The organism is Curtobacterium sp. VKM Ac-2852, assembly GCF_013205045.1.
Taxonomy (GTDB): domain Bacteria; phylum Actinomycetota; class Actinomycetes; order Actinomycetales; family Microbacteriaceae; genus Curtobacterium; species Curtobacterium flaccumfaciens.
Map to the genome: position 1 here is coordinate 795,236 of NZ_JABMLI010000001.1, position 22,326 is coordinate 817,561.

At 68.1% G+C, this 22,326-nt stretch carries 20 protein-coding genes; 9 read left to right on the forward strand and 11 right to left on the reverse strand.

The genetic code is table 11. The features are described 5' to 3' along the window. Positions 1–76: 76 nt before the first annotated feature. The 6 genes from gyrB to dnaA form a co-directional block, all read right to left on the reverse strand. On the reverse strand, positions 77–2,080 hold the full coding sequence (gene gyrB, locus HQQ79_RS03915; RefSeq protein WP_071248645.1) for a DNA topoisomerase (ATP-hydrolyzing) subunit B: 2,004 nt from the start codon (positions 2,078–2,080) through the stop codon (positions 77–79). A 133-nt stretch (positions 2,081–2,213) separates the two neighbouring features. Continuing rightward, entirely contained in the window at positions 2,214–2,714 is a 501-nt protein-coding gene (locus HQQ79_RS03920) for a DUF721 domain-containing protein (RefSeq protein ID WP_027466919.1), read from the reverse strand. After that, positions 2,714–4,006 carry a DNA replication/repair protein RecF gene (gene recF, locus HQQ79_RS03925; protein ID WP_173032560.1) on the reverse strand — a complete coding sequence of 431 codons (1,293 nt, stop codon included), beginning with the start codon at positions 4,004–4,006 and terminating at the stop codon, positions 2,714–2,716. The genes HQQ79_RS03920 and recF overlap by 1 nt, the downstream gene beginning before the upstream one ends. Positions 4,007–4,037: 31 nt before the next feature. After that, complete coding sequence (gnd, locus tag HQQ79_RS03930) at positions 4,038–4,925, reverse strand: phosphogluconate dehydrogenase (NAD(+)-dependent, decarboxylating) (RefSeq protein ID WP_173032561.1); 888 nt, start codon at positions 4,923–4,925, stop codon at positions 4,038–4,040. Between the two features lie 71 nt (positions 4,926–4,996). Next, entirely contained in the window at positions 4,997–6,142 is a 1,146-nt protein-coding gene (gene dnaN / locus HQQ79_RS03935) for a DNA polymerase III subunit beta (RefSeq protein ID WP_027466916.1), read from the reverse strand. A gap of 407 nt (positions 6,143–6,549) precedes the next feature. Further along, a complete protein-coding gene (gene dnaA / locus HQQ79_RS03940; RefSeq protein WP_027466915.1) occupies positions 6,550–8,004 on the reverse strand; it encodes a chromosomal replication initiator protein DnaA in 1,455 nt (484 codons plus the stop codon). 514 nt (positions 8,005–8,518) lie between these two features. Here dnaA and rpmH point away from each other — a divergent pair. The 9 genes from rpmH to HQQ79_RS03985 all read left to right on the forward strand — a co-directional run bounded on the left by rpmH (position 8,519) and on the right by HQQ79_RS03985 (position 14,080). Further along, a complete protein-coding gene (rpmH, locus tag HQQ79_RS03945; RefSeq protein WP_022889115.1) occupies positions 8,519–8,656 on the forward strand; it encodes a 50S ribosomal protein L34 in 138 nt (45 codons plus the stop codon). A 47-nt stretch (positions 8,657–8,703) separates the two neighbouring features. Then, a complete protein-coding gene (rnpA, locus tag HQQ79_RS03950) occupies positions 8,704–9,054 on the forward strand; it encodes a ribonuclease P protein component (protein ID WP_173032562.1) in 351 nt (116 codons plus the stop codon). Beyond that, entirely contained in the window at positions 9,051–9,431 is a 381-nt protein-coding gene (gene yidD, locus HQQ79_RS03955) for a membrane protein insertion efficiency factor YidD (protein ID WP_071248636.1), read from the forward strand. Before rnpA ends, yidD begins: the two co-directional genes overlap by 4 nt. A gap of 8 nt (positions 9,432–9,439) precedes the next feature. Beyond that, positions 9,440–10,408 (forward strand): membrane protein insertase YidC, encoded by a 969-nt coding sequence (gene yidC / locus HQQ79_RS03960; RefSeq protein ID WP_071248633.1) that lies wholly within the window; start codon positions 9,440–9,442, stop codon positions 10,406–10,408. Positions 10,409–10,456: 48 nt separating this feature from the next. Then, positions 10,457–10,909 carry a R3H domain-containing nucleic acid-binding protein gene (locus HQQ79_RS03965; protein ID WP_051597096.1) on the forward strand — a complete coding sequence of 151 codons (453 nt, stop codon included), beginning with the start codon at positions 10,457–10,459 and terminating at the stop codon, positions 10,907–10,909. Then, positions 10,906–11,565, forward strand: coding sequence for a 16S rRNA (guanine(527)-N(7))-methyltransferase RsmG (gene rsmG / locus HQQ79_RS03970; RefSeq protein ID WP_051597032.1), 660 nt, complete (start codon positions 10,906–10,908; stop codon positions 11,563–11,565). The genes HQQ79_RS03965 and rsmG overlap by 4 nt, the downstream gene beginning before the upstream one ends. 81 nt (positions 11,566–11,646) lie before the next feature. Next, positions 11,647–12,540 carry a ParA family protein gene (locus tag HQQ79_RS03975; protein ID WP_027466910.1) on the forward strand — a complete coding sequence of 298 codons (894 nt, stop codon included), beginning with the start codon at positions 11,647–11,649 and terminating at the stop codon, positions 12,538–12,540. After that, on the forward strand, positions 12,540–13,508 hold the full coding sequence (locus HQQ79_RS03980) for a ParB/RepB/Spo0J family partition protein (protein ID WP_110862696.1): 969 nt from the start codon (positions 12,540–12,542) through the stop codon (positions 13,506–13,508). The genes HQQ79_RS03975 and HQQ79_RS03980 overlap by 1 nt, the downstream gene beginning before the upstream one ends. A gap of 239 nt (positions 13,509–13,747) precedes the next feature. Next, a complete protein-coding gene (locus tag HQQ79_RS03985) occupies positions 13,748–14,080 on the forward strand; it encodes an RES domain-containing protein (RefSeq protein ID WP_173032564.1) in 333 nt (110 codons plus the stop codon). Between the two features lie 90 nt (positions 14,081–14,170). Here HQQ79_RS03985 and HQQ79_RS03990 read toward each other — a convergent pair whose 3' ends face one another. The 5 genes from HQQ79_RS03990 to HQQ79_RS18560 form a co-directional block, all read right to left on the reverse strand. Then, the gene (locus tag HQQ79_RS03990) at positions 14,171–15,133 is read right to left on the reverse strand and encodes a D-alanine--D-alanine ligase (protein WP_173032565.1); all 963 of its coding nucleotides are present in this window, start codon (positions 15,131–15,133) and stop codon (positions 14,171–14,173) included. Positions 15,134–15,194: 61 nt separating this feature from the next. Beyond that, positions 15,195–16,499, reverse strand: coding sequence for a PLP-dependent aminotransferase family protein (locus HQQ79_RS03995; RefSeq protein ID WP_071248622.1), 1,305 nt, complete (start codon positions 16,497–16,499; stop codon positions 15,195–15,197). A 150-nt stretch (positions 16,500–16,649) separates the two neighbouring features. After that, a complete protein-coding gene (gene trxA, locus HQQ79_RS04000; RefSeq protein ID WP_017887828.1) occupies positions 16,650–16,976 on the reverse strand; it encodes a thioredoxin in 327 nt (108 codons plus the stop codon). Positions 16,977–17,042: 66 nt separating this feature from the next. Continuing rightward, positions 17,043–18,041, reverse strand: coding sequence for a thioredoxin-disulfide reductase (trxB, locus tag HQQ79_RS04005; RefSeq protein WP_071248620.1), 999 nt, complete (start codon positions 18,039–18,041; stop codon positions 17,043–17,045). Between the two features lie 94 nt (positions 18,042–18,135). Continuing rightward, on the reverse strand, positions 18,136–22,260 hold the full coding sequence (locus tag HQQ79_RS18560; RefSeq protein WP_254066061.1) for a DUF6049 family protein: 4,125 nt from the start codon (positions 22,258–22,260) through the stop codon (positions 18,136–18,138). Positions 22,261–22,326 lie beyond the last annotated feature (66 nt).

The window sequence follows — 22,326 nt, forward strand, 5'->3', positions numbered from 1 at the left end:
GTTCCGTTGGTCGCGCCGGGCGCGACCACAGGTGGTCAGGACTGGTCGACGCGGCTCACGCCGCGCCTCCTGGCCGTTAGATGTCGAGGAAGCGGACGTCCTTGGCGTTCTGCTGGATGAACTGGCGACGTGCGTCGACGTCTTCACCCATCAGCGTCGAGAAGACGCTGTCCACCGCAGCCGCGTCCTCCAGCGTGACCTGCAGGAGCGTGCGGGTGTCCGGGTTCATCGTGGTGTCCCAGAGCTCCTTGTAGTCCATCTCGCCGAGGCCCTTGTAGCGCTGGATCCCGTTGTCCTTCGGGATGCGCTTGCCGGCTGCGAGGCCCGCCTGCATCAGGGCGTCGCGCTCCCGGTCGCTGAAGACGTACTCGTGTGCCGAGTTCGACCACTTCAGGCGGTACAGCGGCGGCTGCGCGAGGTACACGTAGCCGTGCTCGATGAGCGGACGCATGTAGCGGAACAGCAGCGTGAGCAGCAGCGTGGTGATGTGCTGGCCGTCGACGTCGGCATCGGCCATCAGCACGATCTTGTGGTACCGGGCCTTGTCCGGGTCGAAGTCCTCACCGATGCCGGCACCGAACGCCGTGATCATCGACTGGATCTCCTGGTTGGCGAGGGCGCGGTCGAGCCGGGCCTTCTCGACGTTCAGGATCTTGCCGCGCAGGGGCAGGATCGCCTGGGTCATCGGGTTGCGGCCCTGCACGGCGGAACCACCGGCGGAGTCACCCTCGACCATGAAGATCTCCGACACCGTCGGGTCCTTCGACTGGCAGTCCTTCAGCTTGCCGGGCATGCCGCCCGACTCGAGCAGCCCCTTGCGGCGGGTGGTCTCGCGCGCCTTGCGGGCGGCCAGACGTGCCTGCGACGCCTGGATCGCCTTGCGGACGACGTCGCGCGCCTGCGTCGGGTTGCTCTCGAACCAGTGGGTCAGCTCGGTGCCGACGACGCGCTGCACGAACGACTTCGCCTCGGTGTTGCCGAGCTTGGTCTTCGTCTGTCCCTCGAACTGCGGCTCGCCGAGCTTCACGGAGATGACGGCCGTCAGCCCCTCGCGGATGTCGTCACCCGTGAGGTTGTCGTCCTTCTCCTTGATGATCTTCGTCTCGCGCGCGTAGCGGTTGACGAGGGTCGTGAGCGCGGCGCGGAAGCCCTCTTCGTGGGTGCCGCCCTCGTGCGTGTTGATCGTGTTCGCGAAGGTGTGGACGCTCTCCTGGTACGAGGTGTTCCACTGCATCGCGACCTCGAGCGCGATCTTGCGCTCCGGGTCCTCGGACTCGAAGCCGATGACGTCCGGGTGGACGAGGTCGGCCTTCTTCTGCGCGTTGATGTACTCGACGTAGTCGGCGAGACCGCGCTCGTACATGAACGTGTCGTTGCGCGCCTCTTCCCCTTCTTCCGGGGTGCGCTCGTCGCGCAGGTTGATCCGCAGGCCCTTGTTCAGGAAGGCCATCTGCTGGAACCGGGTGCGCAGGGTCTCGTAGTCGAAGACGACGGACTCGAAGATCTCGGCGTTCGGCCAGAACGTGATCGTCGTGCCGGTCTCGTCCGTCGCTTCGTCCTGGGAGACGGGCGCGACGGGGACACCGTCGGTGTAGCTCTGGCGCCAGACGTGGCCCTGCCGACGGACCTCGACGTCGAGCTCGGAGCTCAGCGCGTTCACGACGGACGAACCGACGCCGTGCAGACCACCGGAGACGGCGTAGCCGCCACCGCCGAACTTGCCGCCGGCGTGCAGGACGGTGAGGACGACCTGCAGGGTCGAGACCCCTTCGGCCGCGTGGACGTCGACCGGGATGCCACGGCCGTTGTCGACGACGCGGACGCCACCGTCTTCACGGATGCTCACGTCGATGGTGTCGCAGTACCCGGCGAGGGCTTCGTCGACGGAGTTGTCGACGATCTCCTGGACCAGGTGGTGCAGACCGCGGGGGCCCGTCGAACCGATGTACATACCGGGGCGCTTGCGGACGGCCTCGAGCCCCTCGAGCACCTGAATCTGGTCTGCGCCGTAGGACGGTTCGCTCTGCGGGGTCTCCGCGCCGAGCGGGTTCTGCCGGTCGTCTTCAGATTCTGCTGCCATGTCGAGCGTGCTCCTGCCTGCGCGCGGAACGCCCGCGCACTGCACCTCCCAGTCTACCGCAGAGCCCCCTCTTTCGAGGGCTCATCTGCCCCTCAGACGGGCTTTTCTGGCACTCCAGGATGATTTCGTCGCCTCAACCGTAGGTGTCGCGAGGACCGCGCCCCTGGACCGTCCTGGGGCCGCGTTTCCACGTGGGGGCGTCCGGGCCGGAAACCCTGATCGACTCGACCCCGGCTTCCGGGTGCCGTTCCGCGATGGTCGTCGTGACCGTCGCACGCATGAGTCGGAGCTGGGTCGCCCAGGCCGTCGAGTCGCACCGGATGACCAGTGCACCGTCCTCGATCGTGACCGGCCGGGAGTGCTTCGCCAGCTCCTCGCCGACCACGCTCGGCCAGTCCACGAAGAGCTCGGAACGGGCGAGGGGTTCCGTCCAGCCGAGCTCCTGGGCGAGCGAACCGACGATGTCTGCGAGGCCCTTCGGCTCGCGGCCGCGCCCGTACGGCACGGTGTCGGCGTCGAACTCGCGGGCACGGCGGCGGCGGGCATCGGTGCCGCGCTTGGACGGGTCGCCGAACACCGCGCGCAGGTGCCGGTACACCTGCGAGGGCTCGGTGGGCTTGCGGGGCTTCGGCATCAGGCGTCGGCTCCGGCGGGGGTCGGGTCGGGGGTGCCGGTCGGGTCCGTTGTGCCGGTGGCGTCCGTCGGGTCGGTGGCGTCCGTCCGGTCCGTCGCCGGACTGGAGGCCCGGGTCGCGTCCGCCTCGTCGGTCACGATCGTGCCCGCCTCGATCCGCACGGTGTGCGCCGCCAGCTTCGGGGGCACGTCGCCGAACACCGCGGCCGTGATGAGCACCTGCTCGTAGTCGGCGACGGCGTTCGCCAGTCGCTCCCGACGCGATTCGTCGAGCTCGGCGAAGACGTCGTCGAGGATGATGATCGGGTCGCCGAGGTTCGACTCCGCACGCAGGATCGAGGCGCTCGCGAGCTGGATGGCCAGCGCGAAGGACCACGATTCGCCGTGACTGGCGTACCCCCGGGCCGGTAACCCGTTGAGCTGGAAGAGAACGTCGTCCCGGTGCGGTCCCACGAGGGTGAGCCCGCGATCGAGTTCGTCCCGGCGACGTCGCTCGAGCGCGGCTGCGAAGGCCTCGGCCGCCGACGCGACCGTGACGGGCTCGTCGGGGGTCCCGAGGACGGGATCGGTGGCCGCCGCCGACTCGGGGTCGCCACCACGGATCGACAGGACACCGGTGATCGAGGCGTCGTGGTGCTCGCCAGCGACGGTCGCGTAGGCCTCGGCCACGAAGGGTGCGAGCCGCCGGGTCAGGTGGTCACGTGCCGCGACGATCTCGGCGCCGAGTCCGACGAGCCGGTCGTCCCAGACGTCGAGCGTCGACAGGGCGTTCGTCTTCGCGCCGGTGGCACGGGCTGACTTGAGCAGGGTGTTCCGCTGGCGGAGCGTGCGGTCGTAGTCGGCGAGCACGCCCTGCATCCGCGGCGCGATCTGGCCGAGCAGCTCGTCGAGCATCCGGCGCCGACCGGCCGGCTCGCCTCGGACGAGCGCCAGGTCCTCCGGCGCGAAGAGCACGCTCGTGCAGTAGCGCGGCAGCTCGCGCGGTTTGATCGCGGAGCGGTTCACCTGCGCACGGTTCGCGCCGGTGCGGTTGATCTGCACCTCGGCGAGGATGCTGCGTTCCTCGTGGGCGAGCCGTGCCCGGACGATCGCGGCGTCGCATCCCTGACGGACGAGGGCCGCGTCGGTGGGGACGCGGTGCGAGCCGAGCGTGGAGAGGTACCCGATCGCCTCGACCAGGTTGGTCTTGCCCTGTCCGTTGCGCCCGACGAACAGGTTCGGCCCGCGTGCGAGGTCGACGTCCGCCTCCCGGTAGTTCCGGAAGTCGGTCAGTTGGAGATGGTCGACGTGCACGCGGGCCGAGTCCGGGTTCCCCCGGGAAGTCCTAGGACTTCTTGACGGCGTGACCGCCGAACTGGTTGCGGAGCGCCGCGACGGCCTTCATCGTCGGCGAGGCGCTGCCCTGACGCGAGACGAAGCGCGCGAAGATCGACGCCGAGAGCGCCGGCATCGGCACGGCGAGCTCGATGCCCTCTTCCAGCGTCCAGCGGCCCTCGCCCGAGTCCTCGACGTAGCCCTCGAGCTCGTCGAGCTTCGGGTCCTCGTTCAGCGCGAGCACCATCAGGTCGAGCAGCCAGGAACGGACGACCGTTCCGCGCTGCCAGCCGGCGAACACGGCGGGGACGTCGGTGATCAGGTCCTTGGCCTCGAGGAGCTCGTAGCCCTCGCCGTACGCCTGCATGATCGCGTACTCGATGCCGTTGTGGACCATCTTCGCGTAGTGGCCGGCGCCGATCGGGCCGGCGTGCGAGAAGCCTTCTTCGCGGGGACCCTCGGGGCGCAGGGCGTCGAACACGGGCATCGCGAACTCGACGTCCGCGGCGTCACCGCCCACCATGAGGCCGTAGCCGTTGTCCTTGCCCCAGACGCCACCGGAGACGCCGACGTCCATGTAGCGGATGCCGTGCGCACCGAGCTGCTCGGCGTGCGTGGTGTCGTCCAGCCACTTCGAGTTGCCACCGTCGATGACCAGGTCGCCCTCGCCGAGGACGCCGGCCAGGTCGGTGATCACGTCGTCGGTGATCTTGCCGTGCGGGACCATGACCCACACGAGACGCTTGCCCTCCGGGAGGGCAGCGGCGAGGGCGCCGAGGTCGGCGACGTCCGAGACGGCGGGGTTGGCGTCGTACCCGGTGACCTCGATACCTGCGTTGCGGAGACGGGCACGCATGTTGTTGCCCATGCGACCAAGGCCGACAAGACCGATGTGCATGATTTCCTCTTCTGTTCGTCGTCGCGCTGATGCTGCCGGTGGTGTGCGCCAGCGCAGGTTGCCTGTTGCGCCTATCGCAGCAGCAGGTTCGGCTGCAGCAGGTACCGGTATCCATCGGTCGCTGCGGCCTCTTGCGAAGTCTGGCCGGTGATCAGCACCGGGCCCGGCTTGTTGGGGTTCTCCGTCTTGGTGAAGGAGATGCGGACGAACTCGGAGTGCACCGCGTTCAGTCCGTCCAGGAGGAAGGCGGGCTTCAACGAGACCACCGTTTCCTCGCCGGTCAACAACGCACTGATCGACTCTGACGCCTGCGCTTGTTCGGATCCGATCGCCTCGAGCGTGAGCCCGTCGACCGTGAAGGAGAACCGGAGCGCCGCTTCGCGCTCCAGGACGAGGGAGACCCGTCGGACCGCTTCGACGAGCTCCGCGGTGTTGATCACCGCGTGGTCGTTGACGGTCTCCGGGAAGAGCCGGCGGACCGGCGGGTAGTTGCCCTTGATGAGCAACGACGTCACGGTCTTGTCGTCGGCGTGGAACGCGATGAGCTCGCGGTCGGAGTTGCCGCTGATCGACACCGACACCGTGGATGCCGAACCGAACGTGCGGCCGACCTCCTGCAGCGTGCGGGCCGGGACCAGTGCGTGCAGGGGGTCTGAGCCGACTCGGCCGGAGTCCCACGCGATGGTGCGGACGGCGACGCGGTAGCGGTCCGTGGCGATGAGGGAGAGGTCGTTGTCGCCGACCTCGAGCTGCACGCCCGTGATGACGGGGGTGACGTCGTCGCGGCTTGCGGCGACGGCGACCTGGGACACCGCTTCGGAGAACGCGTCGCCGGGGATCACACCGGTCTGAGGCCCGATCTCCGGCAGCGTCGGGTACTCCTCGACCGGCATGGACAGCAGCGTGAAGTGCGCCGAACCGCAGGAGACGGAGATCTTGGCGTCCTCGGTGGTGAACGACACCGGGGCGTTCGGCAGTCGGCTCGCGATGTCGTTCAGCAGTCGACCGGAGACCAGGACCGTGCCCGGCTCGTCGATCTGGGCCGAGATGGACGTCTGCGCCGACACCTCGTAGTCGAACGACGAGAGCGTCAGACGATCTCCGTCGGCGTGGATCAGGACGCCCGAGAGGATCGGGAGGGTCGTGCGCTGCGGGAGGAGCTTCACTGCGAAGGAGACGGCTTCGGAGAAGACGTCCCGGTTGACCTCGAACTTCACAGCTGGAACCCCTGTCGATCGGCTTGGACTGTCCGGCCGCCCCATTCTGGCACAGGCGGACGGGGGCCGGATTTCTTGTCATCCCGCCGTCCACAAGGTTGTCCCGCAGAGATTGATCGTTAACCAGGAGTAATGGTGTTAACGCCTGTGCACACTGTGGATAACCCTGTGCATCCCGCTCCGCAGTAGGGAACTACACGCTTGTGACTTGTGAGCGGTGTGTGAGCGTTAACGGGATGAATGAATCTCATCTATCCACTTCCATCCCCAGTCTCCACAGGTGACCCCCCACCTGTGTACAACCGGGCGGCGTGTCCTCCACAGTTATCCACAGGCTATCCACACTGTGAGAACTCCGGCCCATGGAACCGTCTCAGATGGTGGATGGGGCCGGGAACGGGCCGATCTCAGCGGTAGCGGCGGTCCTGCTTGATGCGGCTGGTGAGCTCGGTGACCTGGTTGTAGATCGACCGACGCTCCTTCATCAGCTCGGTGATCTTCTTGTTCGCGTACATCACGGTGGTGTGGTCGCGGTTGCCGAACAGCTGCCCGATCTTGGGCAGGGACAGGCTCGTCAGCTCGCGGCACAGGTACATCGCGATCTGTCGTGCCGTGGCGATCGCCTGGGAGCGGGACGACCCGTACAGGTCGTCGACGGAGAGTTTGAAGTACTCAGCGGTGTGGTTGATGATGTCCGTCGGCGCGACGACGTTGTCCTCGTCGAGGGTGATCAGGTCCTTGAGGACCGTCTGCACCAGGGCCATGTCCACGGCCGTCCGGTTCAGGCTCGCGAACGCGGTGACCCGGATCAGGGTGCCCTCGAGCTCGCGGATGTTGCTCGACACCTTCGACGCCATGAACTCGAGGATGTCGTCGGGCACCTGCAGGTGGTCGGACTGTGCCTTCTTGCGGAGGATCGCGATGCGCGTCTCGAGCTCGGGTGCCTGCACGTCGGTGATCAGGCCCCACTCGAAGCGCGATCGCATCCGGTCCTCGAACCCGGTCAGGTGCTTCGGCGCGACGTCGGACGTGATGACGACCTGCTTGTTGTGGTCGTGCAGCGTGTTGAACGTGTGGAAGAAGGCCTCCTGCGTGGAGTCCTTCCCCTGCAGGAACTGGATGTCGTCGATCAGCAGGATGTCGATGTCGCGGTACCGCTGCTGGAACTGGTTCGAGCGGTTGTTCGCGATCGAGTTGATGAAGTCGTTGGTGAACTCCTCGCTCGACACGTACCGGACGCGGATCCCCGGGTAGAGGCTCTCGGCGTAGTGCCCGATGGCGTGGAGCAGGTGGGTCTTGCCCAGCCCCGAGTCCCCGTAGATGAAGAGCGGGTTGTAGGCCTTGGCCGGTGCCTCGGCGACTGCGACCGCTGCGGCGTGGGCGAACCGGTTCGACGACCCGATGACGAAGTTGTCGAAGTTGTACTTGGGGTTGAGTCGCGACTCGGGGCGCCCGCTGGTGCCGGGAGAGTCGATCTGGCTCGGCACGAACGGCGCCTCGATGTACTGGCGCGGCGCGGCACTCTGCTCGACGGCTTCCTGCACGGGCTCGGCGTACTCGGGGACGTTCGGGTCCACCCGCGGCTCCGAGGCCATGTCGGGGTTGACCGTGATCGCGAAGTTCGCGACCGAGTCGTCACCGATGCGCGCGACCGCCTCGGTGATCGGTATGCGGATGCGCTGTTCGAGCATGCCCCGGGTCAGGTCGTTCGGTACCTCGAGGTACAGGGTGCCGGCGAGCACGCCCTTCGGCTCGACGAGGTTCAGGAACCCGTGGAGCTGCGGCGTGATGCGGGGGTCCTCGGCGAGGAGTCCGAGTACGGATGACCAGAGGTCCTCGACGGGGTCGGCCGGCATCGTCATGTCGCGCTCGTCTCCAGGGGTCGTGTCGTGCGTTCGCTGCCGGACGAGGGTGCGTCCTGCGGGGTCGGACATGCCGTGGCGTCCTCGGCGACCGCACTCGGGACCAGGTCGTCGCCGGCGGATCGTCGGTGGCTCCGGGGGCTTCGTCGACGCCTCGTTGCCGCGGAGGTTCCCACAGGGTTGTCCACAGTGTTGTCCACGACCACCTCGAGCCGTCCGACAGGAGTACTTCCCTGTCGTACCGGCCATCGGGGGGATCGATCACACCACTGTAAAGGACCGGACCGAGTCCCACCGAACGGAAGTTGTCCCCAATGTGGAGAATGGGCTCGAGGGGCGCCGGACCCGGCGGCGACGGCGCGACCGCTCCGAGCGGGGTTTGACCTGCTCGCCGCTGTCACGTACCGTTAACCAGTTGACTGCGGCCCTTTGGTCGCGCCCATCTGCGTCGTTCGACACCCGGACGGCTACACATACGTGACGGCTCGCCGCGAGCAGCCGTGTGGAGAACATCATGAGCAAGCGCACCTTCCAGCCGAACAACCGCCGCCGCGCCAAGAAGCACGGCTTCCGCCTCCGCATGCGGACGCGTGCCGGCCGCGCCATCCTGTCGGCGCGTCGCGCCAAGGGCCGTACCGAGCTCTCGGCCTGATCAGGCTCATCGCCTGATCCGGTCCTCGGTCTGACCCCGGCGTCGCAGTGTTGGCCAACGCCAACCGCATCGTGCGCGGGGATGACTACCGGAACGTCGTGCGTCGTGGTCGCAAGAGCGCCACGGCGCACGTCGTCGTGTCCGTGGTCCGTCAGCCGGCGGATCGCAACGGACCGACGCGGTTCGGCTTCATCGTCGCGAAGACGGTGGGCAACGCCGTGACCCGGAACCTGATCAGGCGGCGGCTCAAGGCGATCGCGCACGACCTGCTCGTCGAGTGCCCTCAGGGCTTCGACGTGGTGGTCCGTGTACTGCCAGCCGCATCGCAGGCCGGATGGCCTACCCTGCTCGAAGACGTCACGCGCTCCTTCGCGCGCGGGGTGGAGAAGGCAGCATGAACCGCACTCTGTGGACCCGGCTTGCCTGGGTCATCGCGTTGCTCCCACGCAACGCGTGCGTCGTCGTGCTCCGGGCCTACCGTGCTGTGATCTCCCCGCTGTACGGCAACGTCTGCCGCTACCACCCGTCGTGCTCCCGGTACGCCCTCGAGGCGATCCAGCAGTACGGCGTCGTGCGCGGATCCGCCATGGGCGCCTGGCGCATCGCCCGTTGCAACCCCTGGGCTGCTGGCGGCATCGACGACGTCAAGGAACGCCGTCACCCGTTCGTCGTCAACCGGTTCGGGTTCGTCCTCGCGCCGATCCCGCAGCAGCCGCACCCCGCGGTCGGAACGGTTCGGCCGGTCCTGCTCCCCCAGCGCACTCGAAAGGCGTAGCCGTCCCCATGGACATCATCGGAACGATCCTCTGGCCGCTCAAATGGGTGGTCTCGGCCATCCTCGTCGGCTTCCACTGGATCTTCGAGAACCTCGGCATGGACCCGAACGAGGGCATCACGTGGGTGCTCTCGATCATCTTCCTGACGTTCGTCGTCCGCGCGGCGTTGATCCCGATCTTCGTCCGGCAGATCAAGTCGCAGCGCCGCATGCTCGAGGTCGCGCCGCAGCTGAAGAAGATCCAGGACAAGTACAAGGGCAAGAAGGACCAGTTCTCGCGTGAGGCCATGAGCCGCGAGACGATGGCGCTCTACAAGGAGACCGGGACCAACCCGCTCAGCTCCTGCCTGCCGCTGCTGCTGCAGATGCCGATCTTCTTCTCGCTGTACTCGGTGCTGCACGAGGCTCAGATCAACAAGACGGGCATCGGCCTGCTGACGAACGACCTCGCGGCGTCGTTCGGCAACGCGGCCCTGTTCGGCGCTCCCCTGCACGAGACGTTCACGAACGCCTCCGGGTGGGAGGTCCGTGCGATCGCGGGCTTCATGATCGTCGTGATGACGGCGTCGCAGTTCATCACGCAGCTGCAGCTCGTCGCGAAGAACATGTCGCCGGAGACCAAGGAGTCTCCGATGTACCGCCAGCAGAAGATGATGCTGTACATCCTCCCGCTGGTCTTCGTGATCTCGGGTCTGAGCTTCCCCCTCGGCGTCATGTTCTACTGGCTGGCCTCGAACCTCTGGACGATGGCGCAGCAGTACTTCGTCATCCGCAGCATGCCGACGCCCGGCTCCGAAGCAGCACTGGCTCGTGAAGCCCGCTTGGCCAAGAAGGCACAGCGTCGCGGGACCGCCACCCCGGTACTCGCCGAGGCCGGTGCCGGCGCCGGTGCAACGGAGATCGAGCCCGTGCGCGTCACCACCCAGCGTCAGCAGCCGGTCGGCAAGCAGCGCCAGAAGAAGAACGGGAAGAAGTAAGTGACCGAGCAGGACACCGCAGCCGCCGTCCAGGCGACGGACACCGAGATCGAGGACGCCCGCGACGAAGCGGACATCGCAGCGGACTACATCGAGGAGCTCCTCGACATCTGCGACCTCGACGGCGACATCGAGATCGAGGAACGCGCCGGTCGCGTGTACCTGTCGGTCACCGATGACGGCGAGGCACTCCGCGTGCTGTCGAAGCCCGACACCGTGACGGCGCTGCAGGAGCTGACCCGGATCGCCGTGCAGGCCGAGACCGGCGAGTTCAGCCGGCTGATCCTCGACGTCGGTGGCTCGCGGGACGCCCGTGCTGACGAGCTGCAGCGGCTCGTGGACACCGCCGTCGAGCGGATCGAAGCTGGTTCGTCGTCGGCTGCGCTCCCCCCGATGTCGTCCTACGAGCGCAAGCTCGTGCACGACCTGGTCGCTGAGAAGGGCTTCCACTCGGAATCCGAGGGTGAGGGTCGGGACCGCCACACGGTCGTCACCCGATGACGGACGCACCCGTCCCGACCGAGGCAGCGCCGGTGCTCGAGGCTGAGCCCGCGGCGGCTGCAGCACTCTTCGGTGACCAGATCGAGGGTGCGCGCTCGTTCACGAACGAACTTGCGCGACGGGGTGAGGAGCTGGGCCTGATCGGCCCGCTTGAGCTTCCGCGCTTGTGGACACGACACATCCTCAATTCTGCGCTGCTGGCGCCGCTCCTGGAGGCCCGTGGTCGCGTTGCCGACGTCGGCTCGGGTGCAGGGTTGCCGGGTCTCGTGCTCGCGATCGCCCGTCCGGACGTCGAGTTCGTTCTCATCGAGCCGATGGAGCGCCGGACGGATTGGCTTCGTGCCGAATCCGATCGTCTCGGCCTGCAGAACGTCACGGTACTCCGCGGCCGTGCTGAGGACGTCGCGGACGACGTCGTCGTCGACCAGGTCACCGCACGGGCCGTGAGTGCCCTGTCGAAGCTCATCCCGCTCACCGTGCCGCTGGTGCGCTCGGGCGGGCAGCTCATCCTGATGAAGGGTGCGCGGGTCGACGAAGAGATCGAGAAGGCCCGAAAGGTCATCCTCCGGAAGCGCCTCTCTGATGTCGAGGTGCTCGAGCTCGGAGAAGGTGTGGTCGACGAGACCACCCGCGTCTTCCGGGCTACAGTTGACTGACGCTGCGGCTCGGGCCGGGACCTCCGGCCGCCAGTGGCTCCGCGTTCCACGTGAAACATCGAACCGGGGAAGAGGCACTCGTTGAGTTCATCGACCGACTACGACGCGTCGACACCGCTCGCTCGCGAGATCGCCGACCTGAACCGTCGCCGGCGCGCGATCGCCACGCAGCAGTTCCCGCTGCCTTCTGAGACACGGATCATCACCGTCTCGAACCAGAAGGGTGGCGTCGGCAAGACGACGACGACGGTGAACCTGGCCGCTGGTCTCGCGCATGGCGGCGCTCGGGTGCTGGTGATCGACCTCGACCCGCAGGGCAACGCTTCGACGGCGCTCGGCGTGGACCACCAGGCGGAGGTCGCAAGCATCTACGACGTGATCGTCGATGAGGCACCGATGGCCGACACCGTGCAGGCCTCCCCCGAGTCGGACACGCTCTGGTGTGTGCCGGCCACCATCCACCTTGCGGGCGCCGAGATCGAACTCGTGTCACTGGTGGCCCGTGAGCAGCGCCTTCGGACCGCCCTCGACATGTACCTGCAGTCGCTGGATGAGCCCTACCACTACGTCTTCATCGACTGCCCGCCGTCGCTGGGCCTCCTGACGATCAACGCCTTCGTTGCCGCACAAGAGGTACTCATCCCGATCCAGTGCGAGTACTACGCGCTCGAGGGACTGAGCCAGCTGCTGCGGAACATCGAACTGATCGAACGGCACCTCAACCCGAACCTCCGGGTCTCGACGATCCTGCTGACCATGTACGACAGCCGGACGAACCTGTCGAACCAGGTGGCGAACGACGTCCGTGAGCACTTCGGCGATCAGGTGCTCAAGGCCATGATCCCCCGCTCCGTCCGAGTGAGCGAAGCACCGAGCTACGGCCAGAGTGTCGTCGCCTACGACGTGAACTCCACCGGGTCGCTGTCCTACCTGGAAGCGGCCGCCGAGATCGCAGCACGAGGAGCGAAGCACTGATGGCACCGAAGCGAACCGGGCTCGGCCGAGGCATCGGCGCCCTGATCCCGACAGCGACCGATCAGCAGGACCGTCCCGTCGACGTGTTCTTCCCGACCGGAGGCTCGCCGGCGTCCGCACCGACGGCAGACGAGCTGGTGGCCGTGCCGGGAGCACGACTTGCCAACCTCAACCCGCTGGACGTGATCCCCAACGCGCAGCAGCCGCGGAAGGAGTTCCGCGAGGAGGAGCTCCAGGAACTCGTCCACTCGATCCGTGAGATCGGCGTGCTGCAGCCCATCGTCGTTCGGCCCATCCCCGGCGCGACGGGTACCGAGCCCCAGTACGAGCTCATCATGGGTGAGCGTCGTCTGCGTGCCACGAAGGAACTCGGCCTGAGCACGATCCCGGCGATCGTGAAGGACACCCCCGACGACGCGATGCTGCGTGATGCACTGCTGGAGAACCTCCACCGTGCGCAGCTCAACCCACTCGAGGAGGCGTCGGCGTACCAGCAGCTCCTCGCGGACTTCGGGATCACCCAGGAACAGCTCGGGCAGCGCATCGGTCGATCGCGCCCGCAGATCACGAACACGATCCGACTCCTGCGGCTCCCCTCCCCCGTGCAACGGCGGGTGGCTGCAGGCGTGCTCTCTGCCGGACATGCTCGTGCCATCCTCGCCGCTCCGGACGCGGAGGCGATGGAGTACCTGGCCGAGAAGATCGTCAACGAGGACCTGTCCGTCCGTGCTGCTGAGGCGATCGCCCAGCAACTCTCCGCGAAGACGCCGCCGGCGAAGCCGAAGGCCGAGCCATCCAAGCGCCAGGCACACTTCAACGATCTCGCTGAACGGCTCGGTGATCGCCTGAACACGCGGGTGAAGATCGCGGTCGGTGCTCGCAAGAGTTCGGTCACGATCGACTTCGCGAACGGCGACGACCTCAACCGGATCCTCGGCGAACTCGGAGTGCAGGACCTCGAGGGCTGAACCCATCGCCGTGCGGCCGTGTGCGGCGTTTTGAGCCCCTGTAACCGCCAGGCTGGCCGCGGACATGGGTATGTCGTTTCGGCGGCTCCAGCGGCGCCCCAGCACGCTCGGTCATGGATGCCACAGCCGTGACCGCAGTCTCCGTCAGGTGAGAGGTGGTGTCGTGACCAACGACGGCTCCCCCTTGATGCCATCGGTCCGAGGGACGTTCTACCGGGCCGCTGACCCGAGCTTCCGCGATGATCGCCCACAATGACGTCCAGCCCGAGGCGGTGGACATCGTCGCGATCGACGTCGAAGCGTCCGGCATCGTCGACCTGCGCGATGTGAGCGCCGTGAAGGCAGTCGGCATCGACCTCGGGGACGCCTTGTCTCCTTGGCGGACGATCCCCGAGACCGGCAGGACGCCTCGGTCATCGACGGTGCGTGACCGCCTCATCGAAGTCGGTGCCGACGGCTTGATCGACCCTTCGCGGAAGAGCCCGGGCCTCTGGCACCTGGTGCTGTTCCGGTGGAACGTGGCGGACGCGCCGAGCGCCCGTCTGCTCGACACCCAACGCCTCGGCGAGTGAAGCGACGTTCCACGTGGAACATCGAAGCTCGCCGACAGAGCAGGCGGGACACGATGTGCCGGTGTTCCACGTGGAACATCGGCTGCAGGGTCAGGCGCGGTGGTCGCGGATCGCCTGCTCGGCGAGCTCGGCGTAGGTCCAGCCGAGATCGAAACCGGAAGCCGACAGCGCCTGCGGCAGCAGTGACGTCTCAGTGAGCCCGGGGAGGACGTTCGCCTCGAGGAACCAGGGCGTCCCCGCCCCGTCGATGATCAGGTCGACACGGGACAGGTGGCGGAGTCCCAGAGCTGCGTGCGCGGCGACCGCAGCCTCCGCGGCTGCTCCGGCGAACTCGTCCGAGAGCCGCGCGGGCGTGTAGAAGGTCGTCTCCCCCGCGTTGTAGCGAGCCTCGAACCCGTAGATCCCGTTCCGCGGCACGATCTCCACGGCGGAGAGCGCCACGGGGCCGTCTCCGGTGTCGATGATCCCCACGGCGACCTCGGTGCCGCGGATGAGCTGCTCGACCACGACGTCGTCGCAGTACGTGTACGCCGTCACCATGGCCCGGGGCAGGTCCTTGACGTCGTCGACCAGGGTGACGCCCTGTGCACTCCCGCCTCGCGCCGGCTTTACCGCGAGCGGCACCGGGTGCTCCGTCGCGATGGCCTCGAGGACACCGACGGCACCGAGCTCACGGAAGACGTCGTGGGAGAGCGTCACAGAACGAGGGGTGCGGACGCCGGCGCGGGCGACCAACGCTGACGCCGTGGGCTTGTCCCATGCCAACCGGGCCGACGTCGAACGTGAGCCGACGAACGGGATGTCCACGGCCTCCAGGATGCCCCGCAGGGCCCCGTCTTCACCGGAGGCGCCGTGCAGTGCCGGCCACACGACGTCCGGGCGTGAATTGGCGAGAGCCGGCAGGAGCATCGCGTCAGCGTCGCGCAGGTCAACGTGCCAGCCGTAGCCGGTCAGTGAGTCGGCGACCCGCCGGCCGGAGCGGAGGGAGACGTCGCGCTCGTGCGAGATGCCTCCGGCTACGACGACGACGTGACGACGGGTGAGCTCGGCCATTGCGGGGTCCTCCGGTGTGGAACTGCGGTGCTGTGCGAGCAGCACTGAGGAAAAGCGCTGATCAGGAGATGTTCGGCGGCGGTGCGCTGACCGACGACGTCTGGCGGACCACGGTGTTCGGTCGGGTCGTCGGGCCGAACGTCTCGATCAGTTCGAGTTCGTCGTTGACGACGTTGGCCAGGCGCTTGACCCCCACGCGGATCTGCTCCGGGGTGGGGTAGCAGAACGACAGACGGATGTGTCCGCCTCCGCGTCCGTCGGCGTAGAAGGCCGTCCCCGGGGTGTACGCCACGAGCTCCTTGACCGCGCGCGGCAGCATGCCCTTGGAGTCGAGGGACTCGGGGAGGGTGAGCCACACGAAGAAGCCACCGTTCGGCTTGGTCCAGGACAGGTCGGGAAGGAACTCCCCCAGCGCGGACAGCATGGCGTCACGGCGCTCGGCGTAGATGCCCCGGAAGGTGTCGACCTGGCCCTTCCAGTCCGCCGCGTCGAGGTACGCGTTCACGACGTACTGGCCGAAGGAGTTCGGCGCGAGCACGGCCGACTCGTTGGCGAGCACGAGCTTCTCGCGGATGGCGTGGGGTGCGAGGGCCCAGCCGACGCGGAAGCCCGGTGCGAGGGTCTTCGAGAAGGAGCCGAGGTACACCACGCCCTCTTCGTCGATCGATCGGATCGCCTGCGGCGCCGGCTCGTCGAACCAGAGGAGCCCGTACGGGTTGTCCTCGAGCACGAGGATGTTGTTCGACCGGCAGATGTCGAGCACCTCGATGCGGCGCTCGCGACTCATCGTCACGCCGGCCGGGTTGTGGAAGTTCGGGATCGTGTAGAGGAACTTGATCCGCTTGCCCTGGGTGCGGAGGTTCGCGATCGCCTCGCGCAGCGCCTCGGGGACGAGACCGAGCTCGTCCGTCGTCACGTGCACCGTCTCGGCCTGGTACGACCGGAAGACGCCGATCGCGCCGACGTAGGACGGCGACTCGGCGAGCACGACGTCACCCGGATCGATGAACAGCCGGGTGACGAGGTCGAGGGCGTGCTGCGAGCCCGTGGTGACCACGACGTCCTCGGCGCTGGCACGGATGCCCTCGAGGCTCATGACGTCCACGATGTGCTCGCGGAGGGACCGCAGGCCCTGTCCACCGCCGTACTGGAGGGCCATGGCGGAGTGCTCGGTCATGACACGGTCCAGGGAGCCCGTGACGAGCTCTCTGGGGAGCGCGGAGACGAACGGCATGCCGCCGGCCAGCGAGACCACTTCGGGCCGCGAGGCGACGGCGAACAGGGCTCGGACCTCGGAGGCGCTCAGCCCGGCGGTGCGCTGGGCGTAGGAGTCGTACCAGGGGTCGAGGCTGTTGCCGTTCGTCATCGAGTGCTCCGTTCAGTGGGACATTCCCGCCACACTACGACATCGGCCCGGGGAACCAGGGTTCCGCGACGGGGCCGATCGTCATCCGGTGGCTCCGGACGAGAACGGCCCCGCCCTCCGGGGAGAGCGGGGCCGTTCGGGAGGGGCGACCTACGCGAGGAACTCGGCGAGGTCGGCCTCGAGCGCGGGCTTCGGCTTGGCGCCGATGACGGTCTTGACGACCTCGCCGCCCTTGAAGACCTTCATCGCCGGGATCGACGTGATCTGGTAGTTCATGGCCGACTGGGGGTTGTCGTCCACGTTGAGCTTCACGATCTCGATCTTGCCGGCGTGCTCTTCGGCGATCTGGTCGAGGATCGGCGAGACCGCGCGACACGGGCCACACCACTCGGCCCAGAAGTCGACGAGGATCGTCTTGTCGGACTTGAGGACCTCGTCCGAGAAGGTGGCGTCGGTGACAGCCTTGGCGTTGGACATGTGTGCTCCTTCGAGAAGTCGTTCAGGGGGTACAACGGCGATGCCGTCGTGGTATTCCGAGGCGGGTCAGGCCCGCGCGGCGATGACGTCGACCATCGCGGGCTCGGTCGGGGCGACGCCCTCGGCCTCGTCCGTCAGTGCGTCGTCGAGCTCGGCGAGGTACTTCTCGGCGTCGAGCGCGGCGACCGTGCCCGAACCCGCAGCCGTGATGGCCTGGCGGTAGGTCGGGTCGATGACGTCACCGGCGGCGAAGACACCCGGCAGGTTGGTCTTCGACGAGCGGCCCTGGACGGCGATCGTGCCCTCGGGCGCGATGTCGATCTGGCCGTGGATCAGGTGCGTGCGCGGGTCGTTGCCGATCGCGATGAACAGGCCGTCCAGCGCGAGCTCGGACTCCTCGCCCGTCACGGTGTCCTTGAGCGTGACGCCCTCGACCGCGGAGTCACCCGTGATGCCGGTGACTTCCTTGTTCCAGGCGAACTCGATCTTCGGGTCGTTCATCGCACGGTCCTGCATGATCTTCGACGCACGCAGGGAGTCCTTGCGGTGGATGACCGTCACCTTGTCGGCGAAGCGGGTGAGGAACGTCGCCTCTTCCATCGCGGAGTCGCCGCCACCGACGACGGCGATGTTCTTCTGTCGGAAGAAGAAGCCGTCGCAGGTCGCGCACCACGAGACACCGTGGCCGGACAGGCGCTCTTCGTCGGGGAGGCCGAGGTGACGGTAGGCAGAGCCGGTGGCGTAGATGACCGCGAGGGCCTCGTACGTCTCGCCGGAGCCGACGGTGACCTTCTTGACCTTGCCGGTGAGGTCGACGGAGACGGCGTCGTCGTACAGGACCTCGGCACCGAACTTCTCGGCCTGTTCCTGCATCTTGATCATGAGGTCGGGGCCCTGGATCCCCTCGGGGAAGCCGGGGAAGTTCTCGACCTCGGTCGTCTTGGTGAGTTCACCGCCCGTCTCGACACTGGAGGCGACGATGAGCGGCTTGAGCTCTGCGCGCGCTGCGTAGATGCCGGCGGTGAACCCGGCCGGGCCGGAACCGATGATGATGAGCTGGCGCATGCCTGATTGCCCTTCCGTTGCGTCTGACCGGGTCAACCCATCGTACCGGCGTGGCATTCCACACGACCCGTGAGCGTGTGGTGCGCGGGTGGGATCAGCGGCCGAGCTTGCTGCGGAGCATCCGGACGGCGTTGCCGATCTCACCGTTCTTCGCGACGACGAGGGCTCCGAAGTACACGGCCACCATCGCGGCGCCGGTGAGGATGATCGTGATGAGGGCACCGGTGCGGTCGGACATCGCGAACCCGGCCTCTGAGAACGCGCCGAAGAAGTTCACGACGAGGAGCCCGACGACGCCCGAGATCAGCGCGGCGATCACGAACTGGACGTGCGACCGGGTGATGACCGGTCCCTCGATGCTGCCGAGCCGCTTGCGGACGAGCACGAGTGCGACGATCGTCTGCGCCGACCCCGCGATGGTGGTGCAGGCGGCGACCCCGATGCCGATGACCGAGGTGGGGAACGTCGACACCGCAAGGGCGCCGATGACGAACAGCACCGACTGGATGCACTGCATCAGGAACGGCGTCCGGTGGTCGTGCATCGCCCAGAAGACCCGCTGGATCACGAACAGCATGCTGAACAGGACGAGTCCGGGCATGTAGGCGACGAGCACGGCGCCGACCTGCAGGGCGCTCTCGAACGTGCCCTCGTACAGGCGGCCGAACGGGACGGCGACGACGATCAGCGCGACCGAGGCGAAGACGGTGAAGAGCCCGACGATGCGCAGGGACAGCGACAGGTTGCGGCGGACCGCGCCGAGGTCGCCGCGTTCGGCGTCGTGGCTCATCCGGGTGAAGTACGCCGTCGCGATGGAGACCGTGATGATCGAGTGCGGGAGCATGAAGATGAGCCACGCGTTGCCGAGCACGGCGTTGCCCGGACCGTCATCCCGTCCGAGCCACGCGACCTGTGACTGCACGATGCCGGCGATCTGGGTGACGAGGATCATCGCGAAGAGCCAGCCAGCGGCGGTCCCCGTCGACTTGAGGCCCACCCCGCGCCAGCGGAAGTCGGGGCGGAACGACAGGCCGGCGCGCTTCCAGAAGAACGGGAGGAACGCAGACTGGGCGAAGACACCGAGCGATGCGCTGCCGGCCAGGAGTGCGATCTTCGCCGGCGTCCACTGGTCGAGTTCGCTGCCGCTGGTGCCGTACAGGGCGATGAACACGATGAGCCCGGCGATGGCGATGACGTTGTTGAGCAGCGGCGCCCAAGTGAACGGCCCGAAGACCTGCTTCGCGTTCAGGACCTCGCCGAGCAGGGAGTACATGGCGTAGAAGAGGATCTGCGGCAGGCACCAGAACGCGAAGGCGACGGCGAGGTCGGTGGCGGCTGGACCGGAGTCCGCCGAGTTGCTGGTGTAGAACCGCACCAGCAGCGGGGCGAGTGCCGTCGCCACGATCGTGATGACGATGAAGACGGAACCACCGAGGGTCACGATCTTGTTGACGTACGCCTGCCCGCCGTCGGTGCCGGCCTTCATCGCGCGGACGATCTGCGGGATGAGCACGGCCGACAGCAGGCCGCCCGCGATCAGTGCGTAGATGTTGTTCGGCAGCTGGTTCGCGACGGCGAACGCGTTGGCCGAGGGGCTCGCGTTCTGCCCGATCGCGTACGCCAGGACGAAGGTCTTCGCGAAACCGAGGATGCGGCTCACCATCGTGCCGGCGGCGAGCATCGCGCTCGCCCGGCCGAGGCTGCGCTCGGCGACCGGCTCGGCGTCGACGTCGGACTGCGGCTGGGTGGCGCTGATGGTCGGCTCCTCGGGGTCGCGGTCGTCCGCGACGGTGCTGCGTGCGGCGTCGGACGGGAGGCCCGGCTCGGCTCCGGCACGCGCGATGGCGTCGTGCAGGGGGCCCTGGTCCACCGCCGCGGGCGGCGCAGCGGCCGGCGCTGCGGTCGCCACGGCGGCAGTGGACGCGGCCACGCTGGGTGCGGGGGCCGCTCCGGAGGGGTGATCCGTGCCTCCAGGCCGGGTGGCGGCCGCCTGCGCGCCCCCGACCGTCGGCTGGACCGCCAGGGGGCGGTTCGGGTCGTCGTCGTCGTCCTCGTCGAGCTCGCCGTTGCGGCGGCGGATGCGCTTGCGGATGCTGCGGAAGATGCCGAAGCCGAAGATGCCGAGCAGGGCGATCGCGGCGACCGCGGTGATGACCGTCTCCCACTGGGCCTGCACGTTCAGCTCGACGGTCGCGGGCTGGGCCACGGCGACGCCGGTCGGGCTCGAGAGCGACATCGTCAGCTCGACCTTGCCGTTCGCGACCGACTGCACGGGGACGGTGGCACGGGTGGAGGAGTCGGGCTGGATCTCGACGACGATGTCGTTGCGGACCACCCGCAGCGCCGAGTTGGACGGCTGCACGGACAGGTGCACCGTGACCGGGTAGTCGGAGCTGTTGCGGATGGACACCGGCAGGGATGACCGGTCGCCGAGCAGGGTGAGGCTGCTCGAGTCGACGATGCCGACCTCGGTGGTGGTCTTCGCCCAGGCGGCCGTGCGGGCCTCGACCGCGGCGGCGAGGCCCTGGTCGTCGTCGCGCCACGCGTTCGAGGCGAGCGCGAGCAGACGGAGCCGGGCCGGGGCGGTCAGCTGGTTCGGGTCGTCGAGGATCGTCGCGAACGCGGAGAGTCCCTGTTCTCCGCGCACGAGTCGCCGGAGCTGGTCGATGCGGGCCTCGCCGGTGGACGCGCTGGCGAGCGTGAGCGACCCGGCGACGGCCTTCGAAGCGGTGGAGAGGTCGGCCGGGGCGACCCAGGCGGTGCTCTCGAGGGCGTCCAGCGCCTGGCTGAGCCGCGTGGAGTCGGACGGCCACTCGCGCCCGAGGGTGAGCAGGATCGGGCCCGTGGCGGTCGCTGCACGGGCCGAGGTGGCCAGCGTCGCGGTGAGCTCGGACATCGCCGACGAGAAGGTCTGCCGGTCGGTGGCGGCCGCGGCTCGGCGGAGCATCGACGACATCGACTGGTCGGAGACGAGCACGTGGTCGTCGCCGATCTTCTCGGACGCCGTGATGGTGGTGTCCGCGCCGGCCGAGGTGTTGCCGCTCGAGACGATGGTGGTCTTCGTGCCGGCACGCTCGAGGGCGGGCAGGTCGGCGGAGGACACGGTGCCTTCGGTCGGCCAGGCGATCGAGTCCATCGAGTACGGGAAGTCGAGCAGGGACTCCGTGGTCGGCAGCGTCTCCTGCGCCTGGTCGGCGGCGTCGCCGGTCGTGGCGCCGTCGGTCGAGGTCTCGGTGGGTGCCGGGGACGAGGTCTGCCCCGGCGTGGCCGTCGGTGTCGGGGCCGGGGTCTCGGCGCCGGGGAAGTTCTCGGAGTCGACGGACTGGTCGAGGGAGATCGGCGACAGGATGCCGTCGGACCCGGCCTGGCGGAGGCCGGTGACGTCAGCGTCGGCGTAGGACAGTGCGAAGGTCTCGTTGCGCAGTGCTTCGAGACGCTGCAGCCAGGTGGTCGCGCTCGACGGGGCGTTGTCGCCGAGGAGCCGGATCGAGGCGATGATCCGCGGGTCGACGGCCACGGCGACGTTGTGGTCCTCGGCCGCGTCGAGCTGTTGCGTGAGGGTGCCGTCCACCGAGGTCGCGGCGGCCAGCACCGGGGCGGTGAGGACGCCGTCGGTCGACTTGGGCACCGTGACCGGCATCGCGACGGAGACGCTGACCGGGGCCTGTTCGAAGTCCGGGTACCAGGTGATCGCGGAGCGGTCCACGGCGAAGGCGTCGCCCGCCGTGTACTCGGCAGCGATGCGTCGGGCACCGAACGAGGAGTACCCGCCGAGCGCCACGTTGCCGGAGACGATGTCGACCGAGTCGATGGTGACCGAACGGTGCGCCGGGATCGCCGGGATGTCGACCGAGTCCATCGGGGCGCCGAGGTAACCGGTCGTGGTGGTGTCGCTCAGCCAGCTCGCCAACACGTCGCGGGTGCTCACCGAGCGGAAGATGTCGAACTCGGCGGTGCCGGCGGGCAGGGCCGCGTCGGTGTCGTTCGTGACGGTGACCGAGAGGGTGAGGTCCTGGTCGCGTTGGACGACGCCTCGGTTCGCCGGGGCGATGGAGATGGTCGCCTTGCCCGCGTCGGCGGCGGCGGGATCGGCCACCTGGCTCTTGGCGGCTGATGCCGTGGACGCCGAGGCGTGATCGAAGGTGACGGGCGCGACGACCAGGCCGAGCGCGACGAGGGTCGACGCGGCTGCGGCGAGCGTGGTGCGGAGCATCTGCATACGGGGAGCGGGCCACGGGGTCGGTTCGGGCCGAGCACGAGTGTATGAGGCGCGACCATGAACAGG